Raw genomic sequence first — 15,655 nt, 5'->3', positions numbered from 1 at the left:
TCTAAGCAACGGAGAGGTGCCGGAGTGGTAACGGAGCAGATTGCTAATCTGTCATCGGGTAACCGATGCCAGGGTTCGAGTCCCTGTCTCTCCGCTCTTTCGGGGTGTAGCGTAGCCCGGTCATCGCGCCTGCTTTGGGAGCAGGAGGTCGCAGGTTCGAATCCTGCCACCCCGACGAAAGAAAAACGGTTACAGTTTTTTTGAAATGGTCCAATAGCTCAGCTGGATAGAGCAACTGCCTTCTAAGCAGTAGGTCTCAGGTTCGAATCCTGATTGGATCACAGAAGCCTCAACGAAAGTTGAGGCTTTTTTGTGTTTAAATGTTAGTGTATTTGCTTTAAATGGAAATAATAATGGATCAATCGGATCAATCTCAAAAGTTGTGTTTATGCATAAAGCTTAGTCAATCTGTATAAAAAGAAATCAATATCGGATCAATCTCAAAAGTTGTGTTTATGCATAAAGCTTAGTCAATCTGTATAAAAAGAAATCAATATCTCTTACACCTCTAAACTGAGCTCTGAATGCTTTAATTTTGGCATTAAAAGATTCAGCAGAGGCATTAGTACTTCTATTATCAAAATAGTTAAGAATTGTTTTATAATTGATTTGCATTGTATTGATAACAGTGCCGAATTGTTTTAAATTAATCTTCATAACATCATTGTACCAATGAGCCAGTTTAGTATAAGCTACTTCTTTTACTGTGGTTGTGTTATATATTATTCTTAAGTGTTGCGCTACATTATAAGCTTGTTTAATCAAAGGATATTGATTAAATAATATATCTGCTCTTTGTATTTGATTAGTGGTCCATTTACTTGGATCCATAGTTAGTAGATATCTACTCCTTATAAGTAGTTGCTTAGCTGTATCTCCATTATCAAACTCTATTGGAATAAATTGTTTACCTTCTTTTTTAGCTTGTAGGATTAAGTTGTTTTCAATATCTGAAGCATTCCAACGTTCTTGTATTCTAATATCTTGTAATGCTTCATTTACTAGTTTCTGTACATGAAAACGATCTGTTACTTGTGTGGCATTAACAAAGCACTTCGTAACAATTTTTTTCATAGAATTTGCCATATCAAGTGTTATCTCCTTAACTTTAGATCTTGTCTTAGAGGAGATTGTAAGGAGCTTTTCTATAATAGGCTCTACTTTAGTGCCAGAAAAAATGGCTACTATACTCCCTTTCTTTCCTCTACTATACTTGTTTGTAATAATTGTATAGAGCTCACCTTTTGACAAAGCTGTTTCGTCTATTGATAGTTTAGGTCCTATGTTTTCAGGAAAAAGAAGATAGTCTTTAGCGTGTTCTTTATGTTCCCAAGCTTGAAAATCACTTAGTGAATCTTTGTATTGGCGTTGTAGTTTTTTACCATCAATATTAAAGAAACCTCCTATTGTATGACAATCACTTGCCTTAGTATCTATTAATTTCTTTTAAAAAAGAGGCAAACTCATCAGTTAAACGAGTGCCTTTTGCTACTAGATTCCAATCTCTCTGTACTAATTCGCGAGTAGTTTTATCTAACCAACGACGTCGCTTGACATGAAGATAAACACTATTTCCTCGTAATGGAAAGTCTTGTATTGTGGTTTCATTATGAAACCCATGACCTATAAGAATACGGTCTTTCGCTTCATCTGGGACTCTATTAAATTCTTCAAAATATAGGTGCATTGTTTCACCTTGTTTTATCGTTTTTACTAAATCAAAATGTTCTACTAAAAACTCAGGTAAAATCATTTTTATAAACTCAATATAGTTTTCCACGTTTATTATTTATCATTACAAAGATCTGTAGTTTTTAATTCACACACAACTTTTGAGATTGATCCTAATAATATTCCACTTAAGACAATGTGTTGGTTTATATAGTATACTGGTTGTAAGGATGTTGTGTGGGTAGGTGGACATAGAAAGTATGTGAGAAAGGACTTAGATAGACCTATTATTGTATAGACACTTATCGACCCAGTACCCGAATTTATAGTTAAGCAAATTCTTAGACATCTAGGCTTTGATAAAAAGCAATTTCACCTGTATCTAAAAGAATATTATTAATGTACTGTGTTTCTAGATAATTACTTCCTTATTTATCTATTTCTCCCTTGCTCACTCCCCACATCTTCTCTATTTTTGAGATTTAAAATACCACACTATGATTATAGCTATCCAAGATTGTGTATTAATCAATCAGAAGAATATCTTTTATAAACACTTTACACATACTAAGCAGAGCCGATATACATTGGTTTTACTACACGACTCCTTAGGATGTGTGACATTATGGAGAGATTGGCCTGCGTTATTAGCAGAACAATTACACTGTGATGTCGTGGTTTACGATAGAGTAGGGTATGGACTGTCTGATAAAATGACGACGACTGTTCGTGGACGTGATTACTTAAATGATGAAGCTGTATTCTTAAAAGCGTTCTTAGAAGAACTAAATCTAGATAAGATAGTCTTGTTTGGACATAGTGATGGAGCCTCTATAGCGTTGTTATTTGCAGCGATGTATCCAGAGAATACGTTAGCGGTAGTCGCTGAAGCAGGCCATATATTCGTAGAGCAAGTTACTTTAGATGGAGTGCGTGCCGCTAAGACAGCTTATGAGACTACAGACTTAGGAGAGCGTCTAGTGAAGTATCACGGCACTAAAGTAGATGATGTTGTCAAGGCATGGGTAGACACGTGGTTATCACCAGTATTTGCGGATTGGACAGTAGAGCAGGAGGTGGCAGGTATTACAGCTCCCTTGTTATTTATACAGGGTGATTTAGATGAATACGGTAGCTTAGCTCAAGTAGATAAAACGATCCAAAGCGCTAAAGGTGTTGCAGAGAAAGTGATCTTCCCTAATGTAGGTCATACTCCACATAAAGAGGTTAAAGAGTTAACTCTAGAAACTATTGTGACATTCTTAAATAAAAATCTATAATCTATAGTGCTTTTAGTTGTTCTATTTTGTCATAGAACAGTTTCTCTATTCTAGGGTCAGTATTGTTTAAGTAGGCAGCTTGAAGACTTCTTAGATATACATCTAAGTCTGGTACTGTACATCCCTCATCTAGATTAAAAGGTACAGATAAATTCTTTGCTTTGATTGCTTCGATTGAAGAAGTAACGTATTGTTGTTTGTCCATAATAGAATTGAATAGGTAGAATGAAATATTCTAATGCAAATGTACGTAGAAAAGCATAGATGATAAAATGACATAGTTACAAATAAAGAGAGGTGTTTCCATTACAGAAACACCTCTCTTTATTTGGTTAACGTATATTTCAGATTAAATTCCTTTAGTAGGAATCTCTATTTCGTATACTCTATTGTTCACCTTTAAGCTAGTGTTGATTAACCAAGGGTTATATAGTTTTAATAACTTATAATTAATCCCTTGTTCCTTAGCAAATAAAGCTAAATCAGCGATGTCATAATCAACAGTCACCTTTTTAGTAGGAACGATTGGGTATTTCTCAGAATCAGGCATATCAAATCCATACTGTACAGGATTTCCCATAATCTCTTTTAATGCGATAATTCTAAACACATATCTAGAAGTTTCTTGATTAAGATATAAGTCATAGTAATCTGTCACATATTGACTATCCATAGCGCGTGACATACCTGCCATACCTCTATTATATGATGCAGCAGCCATTGTCCAACTTCCAAAGCGGTTCTTTGCACTTTGGAAGTACTTGCAGGCAGCCTCTGTTACTTTGATAAGATCATATCGTTCATCTACATATTCATCTATATATAGATTGAAGTCTTTAGAAGTTCCTTTCATAAATTGCCAGAATCCACTTGCACCAGCAGGAGATACCGCATTGGCTAATCCACTTTCGATCACACACAAGTACTTAAAATCATCTGGAATACCATTCTTTTTTAAGATTGGTTCGATGATAGGAAAGTATCTATGTGCACGTTTTATAGTTGTGATAGTCGTTCCGTGTAGATTAGTGTTGATGATAAGTTCACGATCATATCGTTCTTTTACATCTATTTTGTCTAATGGTACAGCTTCACCAGCAAAGTTAGCAGACTTAGGTATTGCATGTGAGTGAAGAGCAGTGTCATCTGCAGTCGAGTTAGTTAACGAAGTAGCGAATACAAAAGTAGAGGCTACAGCTAATACAGCAGTTAACGCTAGTACAGTTCTAAGAGTCTTTTTCATTGTTATTTTTTAATATGATCGTTTCTAAATTTGTATTAAACCATTTGTGCTTAATGATAATCATAGCATGAGTTCCTCCTTCTATCTTTATCGCTGATTTTATATTGGATATCGGGAATATCTCATCCTTCGTTCCGTGTATATGTATGACATTCTCTAAAGGAGTATCTTGTTTCCATTTTAATACTTCTCTGATACACCAGTCTAAGTATTGTTTATCTCTTAGCGGTAGATATTTGTCATAGAGTTCTAATCTTTTCATTGTGTGTTGGGAAGCATTGCTTTTAATCCACCCCAAAACAGTATTTACCATTGAAGTTGGAAGATATCTATAAATCCCCGTTTTTTTAGCAAAATGAAATAGTTTAGGAAACTCTTTATTAGAACGTACACTTGAAACAATAATTGTCTTTTTTATAGGAATTAATTTACTAATTTCCTGTGCGATTATTCCTCCAAAGGATACACCAATTAAAATAGGATTGTCATGTTTTATTAATGGAATATATCTTTTTGTGTATTGATCTAAACTTTCAGATTTATCAATATCTAACCATTCTAAAAATATCAATTCAAACCGTGTATTATCTAAACTTAAGTGCTCAAATATTAGGCTTGTAGAGGACATACCTGGGAAGAAATAAATAGGTATTTTGCTCATTTTAAATATTTTAAAGTTAATTTATGAGGTTATGACCGAAAAAATGCCGAACTTTGCTAAATATAGAGATTATAGTAAATCTAAACAAAAGAAATACTGCATATTTATTTCTGACTCGTTTTCATCAAGTGCTACACCTACTAAGTTTGTTTTTTTAAGAACCATTGCATAGCAAGATACGTACTGTATATAGTGCTTAATAAGCTATGATGAAGTAGTGTTGTTTGACGGTCTTCTTTAGATAAGATAAATGAAAATGTTTACTATAATTTGTTTTGTAATCATAAAACTTGGAGATATAATGGAAATTAAAGACAATGAGTTGCTACGTCAGTTCGAGTACGAAACTGAAAAAGGCTTGCTTAGTGTAGAGTATTCACTACAAGAAAGAAAGATTTTTCTAACAAAACTAACTGGATTAGAAGAAGTGTTACCAACACAAGCATCTGATTTTCTGAAGGGAATTTTAGAAATGGTACGTGAGAGGAGATTGAGAGTAGTACCTACCCACCCAAAGATTGTTTCTTTCTTTAGAAAGAACCCCGTTTATAAAGAGATGTTACCTCCTGGTATACGAATCTAAATAAACATAAGACAAACAACAAAACAAGGTATACTTAGTAGAACACTTATGCTAAGTAAATAGAACATAACATAAAAGCCTGCTTTGAGAGTATCAAAGCAGGCTTTTTTATATTGTTTTAAAGCACCGCCCAGATTGCAAATCCGCGCGAGCTGTACTTGTAAAGATTAATTGTCTTGCGAAGTGTATTCTAACATAAAGAAGTATTGCTATTAGATAAATTCTAATCTTACGATACCATCCTCATCTATCTTCGTTAACTTCACTGCATGTAGTGTATTCACTAACGCTGGATCCCAAGGTGTTTTTACCTTCACATAGTTCTCTGTAAATCCGAGGATATATCCCTCTTTATTTTCACTTTCGAATAAGACTGTTTTCTCTTTACCGATTTGTGATTCATAGAATGCACGACGTTTCTTTACAGAAAGACCTCTTAGCATCTTACTGCGTTTGTTGCGCACATTCATAGGCACTACTTCATCCATATCTACAGCCTCTGTATTATCACGTTCAGAGTAAGTAAATACGTGTAAGTAAGAGATATCAAGTTCGTTAAGGAAGTTATATGTCTCTAAGAATTTTTCGTCAGACTCCCCAGGGAATCCCACGATAACATCTACACCTACACAGCAGTCTGGCATCACCTCTCTGATCTTCTCTACACGCTCTACATATAGCTCACGCAAGTAACGACGCTTCATCTTCTTTAAAATGTTGTTACATCCTGACTGTAAAGGGATGTGGAAGTGAGGGACGAATGTTCTACTCTTAGACACGAAGTCAATTGTCTCATTCTTCAGTAAGTTAGGCTCGATAGAAGAGATACGAAGTCTCTCTATTCCGTCTACTGTATCTAACGCTTGTACTAACTCTAAGAATGTGTGCTCGTGTTTCTTGTTCCCGAACTCTCCTTTACCATAGTCACCGATATTTACACCTGTTAATACAATCTCTTTGATATCTTGAGCAGATATTTCTTTTGCATTAAGCAGTACGTTTTCCATCGTGTCACTACGAGAGATACCACGTGCTAACGGGATAGTACAGTATGTACATTTATAATCACACCCATCCTGTACTTTAAGAAAAGCACGAGTACGGTCACCTATCGAGTAACTTCCTACATAGAAGTCTGCCTCTGATATTTCACAAGAATGTACTTGTCCCATATCATTCTTAGACAAGTCATTGATGTAATCTGTTATTTTAAACTTCTCAGTTGCTCCTAATACTAAATCTACACCATCTACAGAAGCTAATTCTTCTGGTTTTAATTGAGCATAACAACCCACTGCTGCTACGAAAGCTTTATCGTTTTTCTTCTGAGCCTTTTTGACTATTTGCTTAAACTGTTTGTCTGCATTTTCTGTTACAGAACACGTATTGATAACATAGATATCAGCTACTTCTTCAAAATCCACTCTATCAAATCCTTCTTCTGTAAAATTTCTAGCGATAGTGGAAGTTTCAGAGAAGTTAAGCTTACAACCTAATGTATAAAAAGCTACTTTTTTTCTATTTTCCATAATGATTACTTACTAAGTAGTAACTTTGAATTATATTTACTTTTTCAATATTGAAAAGGTTTGCAAATTTACGTACAAAAATCGGTTTGATGAAATCAATAATTCATTACGTTTCAATATTTTGTGTCTGTGTACTGACGTTTTCTTGTCAGAATAAATCAGCCAATCAAGATATCAATTTAGTTTTTAGATATAACGAGAATGCTAATATTCAAACATTAGACCCTGCTTTTGCTAGAAGTATGGCTATTATTTGGCCGTGTAATCAACTTTTTAATGGGTTGGTACAGCTAGATGACAGCCTACACGTACAGCCTGATATCGCCAGATCGTGGACTATAAGTGAAGACGGTAAGCGATATGACTTTACTCTTAGATCAGATGTGTACTTCCACAAGCATACTAATTTTGGAGTAGACAGTACACGCACAGTGAATGCTCATGATTTTGCCTATAGCTTTAATAGAATAGTAGATAAGAATGTCGTCTCTCCAGGAGCGTGGATATTTCAGAAGGTAGAGAAGTTCACTGCTGTTAACGACAGTGTGTTTCGTATCGAATTGAAGGAAGCTTTTCCTGCATTTTTAGGATTGTTATCGATGAGGTATGCTTCTGTTGTACCTAAGGAAGTGGTGGAAGATAAGACACAAGACTTCCGTTCTCACCCTATCGGGACAGGGCCTTTCTACTTTAAGTTTTGGGAAGAGAATATTAAGCTAGTACTACGCAAAAATACTCGCTACTTTGAGAAAGATGAGAAAGGGGTATCTTTACCTTATCTAGAGGCGGTATCTATCACTTTCTTACCAGATAAACAAAGTAGTTTCTTACAATTCTTACAAGGTAATTTAGACTTTATCTCAGGATTAGACCCGTCTTATAAGGATGAAATCATCACTGAAGATGGACAACTCAACCCTAAGTACAATGATAAAATCCAAATGGTGACAGGGCCTTATCTAAATACAGAATATCTTGGTTTTAACCTTGATTCGCCTAGTGCAGTACAAGATAAGAGAATAAGACAAGCGCTCGATAAAGGATTTGACCGAAATAAGATGTTACTTCATTTGCGCAGTGGGATGGGTGAAGATAATGTAGGGGGGATTATCCCTAAAGGTCTTGAGGGGCAAATCTCTCTTGATCCTTTGTATAATCCACAAGTCGCTTTAGAGCTAGTGAATGCTTATAAAAAAGAGAAGAAAATAGACAGAGTAGAAGTAACGCTATCTACGAATGCCTCTTATCTAGATATAGGTGAATATTTACAGCGCGAGTGGAAGAAGATCGGTATAGATGTAGTGGTAGACGTTACTCCTCCGGCATCTTTACGTCAGGGTATGGCGTCAGGTAAAGTGTCATTCTTTAGAGGAAGTTGGATAGCAGATTATCCAGATGCAGAGAACTATCTGTCTCTCTTTTATTCAAAGAACAAGGCCCCTAATGGACCTAACTATACTCGATTTGATAACCAAACATATGACAAATTATACAATCAAGCGTTAAGTGAAGCCTCTCCAGATAAACGAGCTATACTTTATCAGCAGATGGATAACATCATTGCAGAGGAAGTACCTGCTATCATCTTGTTTTACGATAGAGCAGCACGGTTCTCTCATCAAAATGTAAAGGGATTAGGCATTAACCCAATGAACAACTTATTCTTAAAAAGAGTGTATAAAGAGTAGAGACTATCTCAAGTTATAAATAGTCTTCATAATAAAAGGGAAGCTAGTAAATACAATAATGTATTCACTAGCTTTTTTTGTATGTGTCTATCTTAAAATGTATCTCCGTTTAACGACATAATGCTATATTTGTAGTCTAAAACATAAGAAAGTCATGCTAAACCTTTTTACCTTTTCGGCTGAATTTACAAGTGAAGAAGCTTGCCGTTTACATTTTAAAGAGCAACGTGATAAGTTAGGAGTTACTTGTCAAAGATGTGGTCATGATGCCCACTATTGGATTCAAAGTAGATGGAGTTATGAATGTAAAAAATGTCGTTCTCGTATGACTTTAAAAAGTGGTACAATTATGGAGCATTCAAAACTATCTTTTTTGATATGGTATAAGACAATGTTCTTAATGACAGCGACTAAAAAAGGCTTTTCAACTTTAGAAATTCAAAAGCAATTAGGACTAAAAAGATATGAGCCAGTATGGGCAATGGTACATAAGCTTCGCAAGGCAATGGGTAATAGAGATAGCAAGTATACTTTAGAGGGAATGTTAGAGATGGATGAGGGATATTTTAAAGTAGAAACATCTGAAATAGAGAAATCTAAAACTAAAAGTGGTCGAGGATCTACAGGTGTTCAAAATGTTGCTATTATGGCTGAAAGTACAGTTTTAGAGAACATAGAAACAGGTGAAAAACAAAATCATGTACGCTTTTTTAAAGCTGTTGTTTTAGAAGATCATAAAGCTGAAAGTGTTAATGAAATGATCAGGAAAAATATTGAAGAAAGTAGCATTGTCTTAACTGATAAGAGTACTTCTTATGTAGATATTTCAGATTTTGTTCAGATACATATTACTGAAAAATCATCAGAACAAACAACAAAAGAGACTCTAAAATGGGTACATATAGCTATCAGTAATGCTAAAAGAAATCTACTGGGAAATTACCATAAAATTAAACGAAAATACCTTCAAGCTTACTTAGATGAATTCGTTTATAAACTTAATAGAAGATACTTTGGTGAAAAGCTCTTTGATAGGCTTATTATTGCCAATATTACAGCTTATGACAAATAACGGACATACATTATCTTAAATGTAGATTATGTATTAGTCAAGTACTATAAAGCAACTCTATTTTTAAAGCTCTTCCATTAGCTCAAACGGTGTACTACAAACCTTACTACAGTTGGCACTCTGTTAGAATAACCCTCACTAATTCAGTCTTATTTCGATTCTGAGTTACATCACAGTTCTCTGCTATAGTATTAAAAAAAAGTGAACTACTTTTTTTATTTTCTTCCTATTACAGCTCCATTTACCTTCAAAACACCTATTATATGTATTCTTTTTTTTTCAGAATACCTTCATGTTAGCCTTAAATAGTAAAATAACTAAAAAACACGCTACATTTTTTTAGTATAGATGAATTATTAAAACACTGATATTAAATATATTAATGTGTTTTTAGTTAATCAAGCCTGTTTCTTCTATACCTCTCAATCCCAACATGAATCAGTATAGATGCTAAGTTGCTCGACAGTTGGTCGAGTATTCGCAGTAAATAGTCGCTCTGAGAATTATTAGTCGAGCAATGGTTCTCGTATTGATAGGTAATCTACGACTAGCTGTGTATTGGAATTAAATAGGAGGAGAATGGAGGGAGGAGGTAGTTTGTTTGTAGAAATACATGTCACGTCCTGTTGGTACACAATAACCACAACATATATCCATCATCTATGTCCTGCTGACGAAGGAAGCATCACACATATCACTCCACACTGTATAAAAACATCGTTGATGTTTTAGGCGGGCGTAAAGTTTTACGCCCCTACCGTTGTGTGCCAACATAACGCAATAATGATCTGCAAAATGTTTTCTTAACGTTCTGTCCTGAGACAGCACAAGTATTGTGGTTGCTGTGTGGAAAGGTTTTTTGTCTCCATCACGTATTATGATATGACCTGCTGAAGAACGAAGTATCTTACACGATTTTTTCTTAGTGCGCTGTACTGTATTAGATAAGATGTTGTTGTTTTGTACTGATTAAAGAGCAGACATTTGAGTATTTAAAATTGGCAGAAGTGGTCAGTATAAGAATGTATTGTTTATTTTTGCGTTAACAGCCCCACACAACTAACAAATACACCTTATTAGTATGTTAAATGAATTAGTAGTCTTAGTAGTAGACGACGAGCCGAAAGTGGCTGAAGTATTAAAAATGATAATTGAGAATAAAATCAATTGTGAGGATCGTATTTCTGTTCATACAGCATGTTCTGTGCAAGAAGCAGTAAAGCTGGTACAACAACATCTCCCTGATATTGTTTTTTTAGATATTCATATGCCTGAAGAGGACGGTTTTGAGCTATTTAATTATGTTGATAAAAATACTTTTGAAGTAGTATTCACTACAGCATATGATCAGTATGCTATAGAGGCTATTAATAAATATGATTGTTTAAAGTACTTGTTAAAACCTATTGGAGTTCAGGATGTTCAGAGTGTTTTTGATAAATATAAGGACATGGAGGGGTATCAGTATTTCTATAAAGTAATTAAGAATAATCAGAAGAGATATGTAGTTCGAGTAGAAGACATCGTATACTGCAAGGCGGCTGATAACTATTGTGAGATATATCTGAAAGATCAAAAGTATTTAATTTCGAAGACACTTAAGAATGTTGAAGACAAGATACAACACAAGAATTTTAAACGCGTTAATCGCTCCTATTTAGTTAATGTAGATTATATCGACTATATTGATAAAGAAACTAATGTCATTTATTTTAAAGAAGTTATTGTAGTAAATAATGAAGTTTCTGACAATGTAATTACAGTGGCAGCATCTATGATGAAAGAGCTCAATAATCTTAATATATGAGATATTTACTGACTGTAGTTTTATTTTTAATCCATATTATATCATTTAGCCAAGGAGTAGTTACTAAAAAGTATACGATAGAAAACGGGTTAATGGCTAATGATGTTCGTGCGTTATGTGTAGACTCTAAAGGGATCTTATGGATAGGGTCTCGATCAGGGTTAACTCAAAAAATACAGGGAGTAGTAAGACCTAATGAAGATGCTGCTAGATATAGATATACAAATATCACGGATGTAGTAGAAGATGACTATCAAGGAATATGGGTAGGAAGTTATGGTCAAGGTATTTTGTATAGAGGGAAAGATGAGGTTCGGATTATTAGTACACAGCAAGGTTTAGTATCTAATAGAATACGTCGCATATTCGCTCATGAAGAATATGTATATGTAGCGACTTCAGATGGGGTGTCTATTATATCTATGAAGGATTATTCTATCGTGAACCCAACTTTCCGAGTGAGTGACAATAATCCTTTTGAAGTAAGTGATTTTTTTGTGTATGAAGGAGGTGTATATGTCTCTACTATAAATGACGGTATTTATAAGGTTGTAGAAGATAAATTAGTTCTTGTAGAAAAGGTAGGGAAGGTTTTTGCAGCGATTCAGGTAGACGGACTTGTTTTTTATGGTTGTGAAGAAGGGCTTATTGTCAAAAATATGTCTACTAATACTATTGTAAAAAAGTACGATATTCCCCCTGTAAAAGATATTAAAAGAGCAAATAATCAGCTGTATATAGTCAGTGGAGGAACAGATGATAATAATAGCCATATATATAGATGGGATGGAGTCTCTCTAGAAAATATTACAGAGTATTTAGGGGTATTAGCAACTGATTTTTATTCTATCGGTTATGATGAGAAAAATGATTTTTTATACTTGGGGACTAAATCTCAAGGAGTTTTTCAGGTAGATTTGTTTTCAGCTCTTAGTTTTGATTCTTCTATAGGAGGTGTGTCTGTAATCAAAGAATTAAAGGACAGAATATTCTTATTTAGTACTAAAGGGATGTTTGTCCAAAATAAAAATGGAAAGATATTTGAATTAGCTCTCTCGCGTTTTAAAGAATACCAGGAACAACATTATAAAAAGTATGTAAACCTAACTACAAAGGGTAATCATTTCTATGAAATTGATTATGCTACACTGGCTGAAAGAATTGTGTTTTATTCTGCTGTAGTACATGGAGATTCTATTTGGGTAAGTAGTAATATTGGAGTCTTTCAGGTGGGGTATAATGGATACATCTTATCATATCATTCTATTCATACTTATCAATTTGGTTTTTATCAAAATCAGTTTATAGAAACCAATCCATTTGGAGGAGTTCGTATTTATGAAGATCTATTTAATATGAAGTATAAGTACTTTTTTAGAATGGATAGTAAAAATATACCTAGAGATATAGTTGATATTACTTATGTAGATGATAAAATGTATTTTGCTGGAGCTTTAGATGGTTTATATGTGTTAGATAAAGATGGTTTTTTATCTATAGTGGATACCAACTACTTTATGGAAAATAGGTTAAAAAAAATAGCGAAAGGACCTAATAATACTCTATATGTAGCGACAGATTTTAATGATGTTTATTTATTAGAAACCAAAAGCGGAAAGTATCAAGTAAAAGATTTTATCTCTAATAAAGAAATTGTAGGAAGTAATATCTCATTATTAAAATATTATAAAGACAAGATATTTATAGGCACGAGTAAAGGTTTAAGTGTATTGGGGAAAGACAGTAGATTTTATTTTAATAAAGAACAAGGGCTAGGTAATGCAGAAATATTGTCATACGCTTTAAAAGATAATTTGCTTTACATAGGGACTACAGAAGGGCTCTATGTTTTAGATATAGATTATTTCAATAGAAGAGAAGTAGAATATAATGTCAATATTTCTCAGATAGAAATCAATGGAAAAGAGCTAAATAAAAAAGGGGTAGTATATTATGATATTAGAGAATTATACTTAAAGAGTAAAGAGAATAATATTCATTTAAGCTTTGAAATTTTAGGCACTAAATTTCCTAATAAATTAAGTTTTCAATATCGTTTAAAATTAGGCGAAACTTGGATGAGTGTTAAGGATAATAAGCTAGATCTCCATTATCTAGAACCAGGTGTGTATCCAATAGATATTAAAATACAAGACTTTGATAGTGGTAATGAATTAATTTACCCATTACTTTATTTAGAAATTGAGAAACCTTTTTATGCTAAAACTTGGTTTGTTATTTTGTCTGTAAGTATATTACTAGGACTTTCTTTTTTATTCTATAGGGTTCGATTGATGCGTTTAAGAAGAGTTCAAATAACAGAGAAAAAGAAGTTAGAATACGAAAAACGCTTAGCTGAGGTTAAATTTCAAGTTGTACGTAGTCAGATGAATTCTCATTTTATTTTTAATGTTTTGAGTTCGATTCAATATTATATTATAAAAGAAAAAGTAGATGATGCCTTGTTTTACCTTGAGCGCTTTGCTAAGTTGATACGTACTACTTTAGATATGTCTAGTAAAGAAATAATAACTTTAAAAGAAGAGTGTGAATATTTAAGAACTTATGTAGATATTGAGAATATGCGCTTAGATGGTCGTGTGGATTTTAAAGTAGATAGAGGAGCTGTAGATATTGGCACAGTGAGTGTTCCACCGTTATTATTACAACCATTTATAGAAAATAGTTTGGTACATGCTTTTCCCATATCAGTAGAAAAACCAACTCTGACTATCTCAATGTATAAAGAGAATGACAGTGATTTAAGAATAGAGATTCGAGATAATGGTATTGGCAGTGCTTCAATAAAAGAAAAACACCATGAGTCTAAAGGGCTTTCTATTGTAAAAGAAAGAATGTCTTTAAAACAACACTTTTCGGAAGAGGATTTGGTTATTGTTCACGATAGTAAAGGGACAACTGTCAAAATCATATTAAAAAATGTATTAAAGTAGATGAAGAGATTTTTATTTTTAGGGATATTTATCCTATATATGTTGTCGAATACTTATGTGTTCTATAATTACAGTGCTTTAGTTAGGGATAGTGACTATAGTGTTAAGTTATTTTTCGGAGTAGTGGCATCATTGATGTCGTTTAGTGTTATTATTTTTTATGCTATCGGTAAACGTATTCCAGTGTATTTAGCTTCATACTTATATAAGATAGGAACTGGATGGCTGATGCTGAGTATTTATGCATTTATGTTGTGTTTGATATTTGATATCGGTTGGTTGGTTAATCACTTTATAGGTCAGTCAGATTTGTTTATCTATGATCATTATTCCTCTGCTAGAGGTTCGCTATTGATATTGTTGACTTTAGTAATCGCATTGATAGGGCACTTTACTTATTTAAAGAAGAAGAGAAGGGAGATAATTATAAAAGTGGATAAGAAGCTTCCTAAGGAATTGCGTTTCGTTCTATTGACAGATTTGCATTTGGGCTATGCAATAGAACAAAAGGAATTAAGGAAATGGGTAGGACGCGTTAATGCTGAGAAAGCAGATGCTGTCTTAATATCGGGTGATGTGATAGACGTAAGTCTGATACCTCTTCAGTATTATAAGTTGGATGAGGTATTGAGAGAATTTAAGAGTGAATACGGCATATATGCGTGTCTAGGTAATCATGAGTATCTCGCAGGAGTAGAGGGAAGTATTAACTTTCTGAAATCAGCAGGAATACATATACTTCGAGATGAGGCAGTACATATTGAGTCACTAGGTATTAACTTAATCGGTAGAGATGATAAAACCAATAGGCATCGCAAAGAATTAAGTGATATTATGAAGACGGTAGATCACAATCAAATGAATATTCTATTAGATCATCAACCTTATGTTCTAGAAGAGGCTGTTAAGAATAAAATTGATTTACAGTGTTCAGGACATACACATAGAGGACAGATGTGGCCGATATCGTGGATTACTGATCGTTTATTCGAAAATTCACATGGGTATTTAAAGAAAGAAGATACTCATGTATATGTAAGCTCTGGGGTAGGTATTTGGGGGGGACGATACCGTATTGGTACTGTATCAGAGTATGTTGTTATCCGTGTACAAGGAGTATAAAATCTATAATAATGATAGCCTTTTTTCTTATCGAGAAATAAAGGC

At 33.8% G+C, this 15,655-nt stretch carries 13 protein-coding genes and 3 tRNA genes; 10 read left to right on the top strand and 6 right to left on the bottom strand.

What is annotated here, in order from left to right; genetic code table 11:
- The first annotated feature begins 10 nt into the window (after positions 1 to 10).
- The 3 genes from LNQ81_RS01140 to LNQ81_RS01130 all read left to right on the top strand — a co-directional run bounded on the left by LNQ81_RS01140 (position 11) and on the right by LNQ81_RS01130 (position 281).
- Positions 11 to 94 (top strand) — tRNA-Ser (locus LNQ81_RS01140).
- A gap of 6 nt (positions 95 to 100) precedes the next feature.
- Positions 101 to 175: transfer RNA gene (locus LNQ81_RS01135), tRNA-Pro, on the top strand.
- Between the two features lie 32 nt (positions 176 to 207).
- Positions 208 to 281: transfer RNA gene (locus LNQ81_RS01130), tRNA-Arg, on the top strand.
- A gap of 172 nt (positions 282 to 453) precedes the next feature.
- On the opposite strand, the gene LNQ81_RS01125 is transcribed toward LNQ81_RS01130, so the two are convergent.
- Together LNQ81_RS01125 and LNQ81_RS01120 are read right to left on the bottom strand one after the other, a co-directional pair.
- A complete protein-coding gene (locus LNQ81_RS01125) occupies positions 454 to 1,389 on the bottom strand; it encodes an ISAon1 family transposase (RefSeq protein ID WP_229949218.1) in 936 nt (311 codons plus the stop codon).
- Positions 1,390 to 1,426: 37 nt separating this feature from the next.
- Positions 1,427 to 1,780, bottom strand: a complete 354-nt coding sequence (locus tag LNQ81_RS01120) for an ISAon1 family transposase N-terminal region protein (protein ID WP_229944319.1) — start codon at positions 1,778 to 1,780, stop codon at positions 1,427 to 1,429.
- 388 nt (positions 1,781 to 2,168) lie between these two features.
- Here LNQ81_RS01120 and LNQ81_RS01115 point away from each other — a divergent pair, with 388 nt between their 5' ends.
- Complete coding sequence (locus tag LNQ81_RS01115) at positions 2,169 to 2,951, top strand: alpha/beta fold hydrolase (RefSeq protein WP_229944318.1); 783 nt, start codon at positions 2,169 to 2,171, stop codon at positions 2,949 to 2,951.
- Position 2,952: 1 nt separating this feature from the next.
- Here the strand turns inward: LNQ81_RS01115 and LNQ81_RS01110 are convergent, their stop codons facing one another.
- The 3 genes from LNQ81_RS01110 to LNQ81_RS01100 form a co-directional block, all read right to left on the bottom strand.
- The gene (locus tag LNQ81_RS01110; RefSeq protein ID WP_229944317.1) at positions 2,953 to 3,156 is read right to left on the bottom strand and encodes a hypothetical protein; all 204 of its coding nucleotides are present in this window, start codon (positions 3,154 to 3,156) and stop codon (positions 2,953 to 2,955) included.
- Positions 3,157 to 3,300: 144 nt separating this feature from the next.
- Positions 3,301 to 4,194, bottom strand: a complete 894-nt coding sequence (locus LNQ81_RS01105) for a lytic transglycosylase domain-containing protein (RefSeq protein ID WP_229944316.1) — start codon at positions 4,192 to 4,194, stop codon at positions 3,301 to 3,303.
- Positions 4,178 to 4,855: an alpha/beta hydrolase gene (locus tag LNQ81_RS01100; protein WP_229944315.1), complete on the bottom strand. Its 678-nt coding sequence runs from the start codon at positions 4,853 to 4,855 to the stop codon at positions 4,178 to 4,180. Before LNQ81_RS01100 ends, LNQ81_RS01105 begins: the two co-directional genes overlap by 17 nt.
- Positions 4,856 to 5,156: 301 nt before the next feature.
- On the opposite strand from LNQ81_RS01100, the gene LNQ81_RS01095 reads away from it, so the two are divergent.
- On the top strand, positions 5,157 to 5,438 hold the full coding sequence (locus LNQ81_RS01095) for a GNAT family N-acetyltransferase (protein WP_229944314.1): 282 nt from the start codon (positions 5,157 to 5,159) through the stop codon (positions 5,436 to 5,438).
- 212 nt (positions 5,439 to 5,650) lie between these two features.
- Here the strand turns inward: LNQ81_RS01095 and mtaB are convergent, their stop codons facing one another.
- Entirely contained in the window at positions 5,651 to 6,967 is a 1,317-nt protein-coding gene (mtaB, locus tag LNQ81_RS01090; protein ID WP_229944313.1) for a tRNA (N(6)-L-threonylcarbamoyladenosine(37)-C(2))-methylthiotransferase MtaB, read from the bottom strand.
- 89 nt (positions 6,968 to 7,056) lie between these two features.
- Here mtaB and LNQ81_RS01085 point away from each other — a divergent pair, with 89 nt between their 5' ends.
- From LNQ81_RS01085 to LNQ81_RS01065, 5 genes are all read left to right on the top strand, one after another.
- Positions 7,057 to 8,655: an ABC transporter substrate-binding protein gene (locus LNQ81_RS01085; RefSeq protein ID WP_229944312.1), complete on the top strand. Its 1,599-nt coding sequence runs from the start codon at positions 7,057 to 7,059 to the stop codon at positions 8,653 to 8,655.
- A gap of 154 nt (positions 8,656 to 8,809) precedes the next feature.
- On the top strand, positions 8,810 to 9,727 hold the full coding sequence (locus LNQ81_RS01080) for an IS1595 family transposase (protein WP_229944311.1): 918 nt from the start codon (positions 8,810 to 8,812) through the stop codon (positions 9,725 to 9,727).
- A gap of 1,081 nt (positions 9,728 to 10,808) precedes the next feature.
- Entirely contained in the window at positions 10,809 to 11,534 is a 726-nt protein-coding gene (locus tag LNQ81_RS01075; protein WP_229944310.1) for a LytR/AlgR family response regulator transcription factor, read from the top strand.
- Positions 11,531 to 14,488, top strand: a complete 2,958-nt coding sequence (locus LNQ81_RS01070; protein WP_229944309.1) for a sensor histidine kinase — start codon at positions 11,531 to 11,533, stop codon at positions 14,486 to 14,488. Before LNQ81_RS01075 ends, LNQ81_RS01070 begins: the two co-directional genes overlap by 4 nt.
- Positions 14,489 to 15,610 carry a metallophosphoesterase gene (locus LNQ81_RS01065; RefSeq protein ID WP_229944308.1) on the top strand — a complete coding sequence of 374 codons (1,122 nt, stop codon included), beginning with the start codon at positions 14,489 to 14,491 and terminating at the stop codon, positions 15,608 to 15,610.
- Positions 15,611 to 15,655: the final 45 nt, after the last annotated feature.

Origin of the sequence: Myroides oncorhynchi (assembly GCF_020905415.1) — a bacterium.
GTDB lineage: Bacteria > Bacteroidota > Bacteroidia > Flavobacteriales > Flavobacteriaceae > Flavobacterium > Flavobacterium oncorhynchi_A.
The sequence above is the reverse complement of the archived record's forward strand: the minus strand, read 5'-3'. Positions and strand labels throughout refer to the sequence as shown.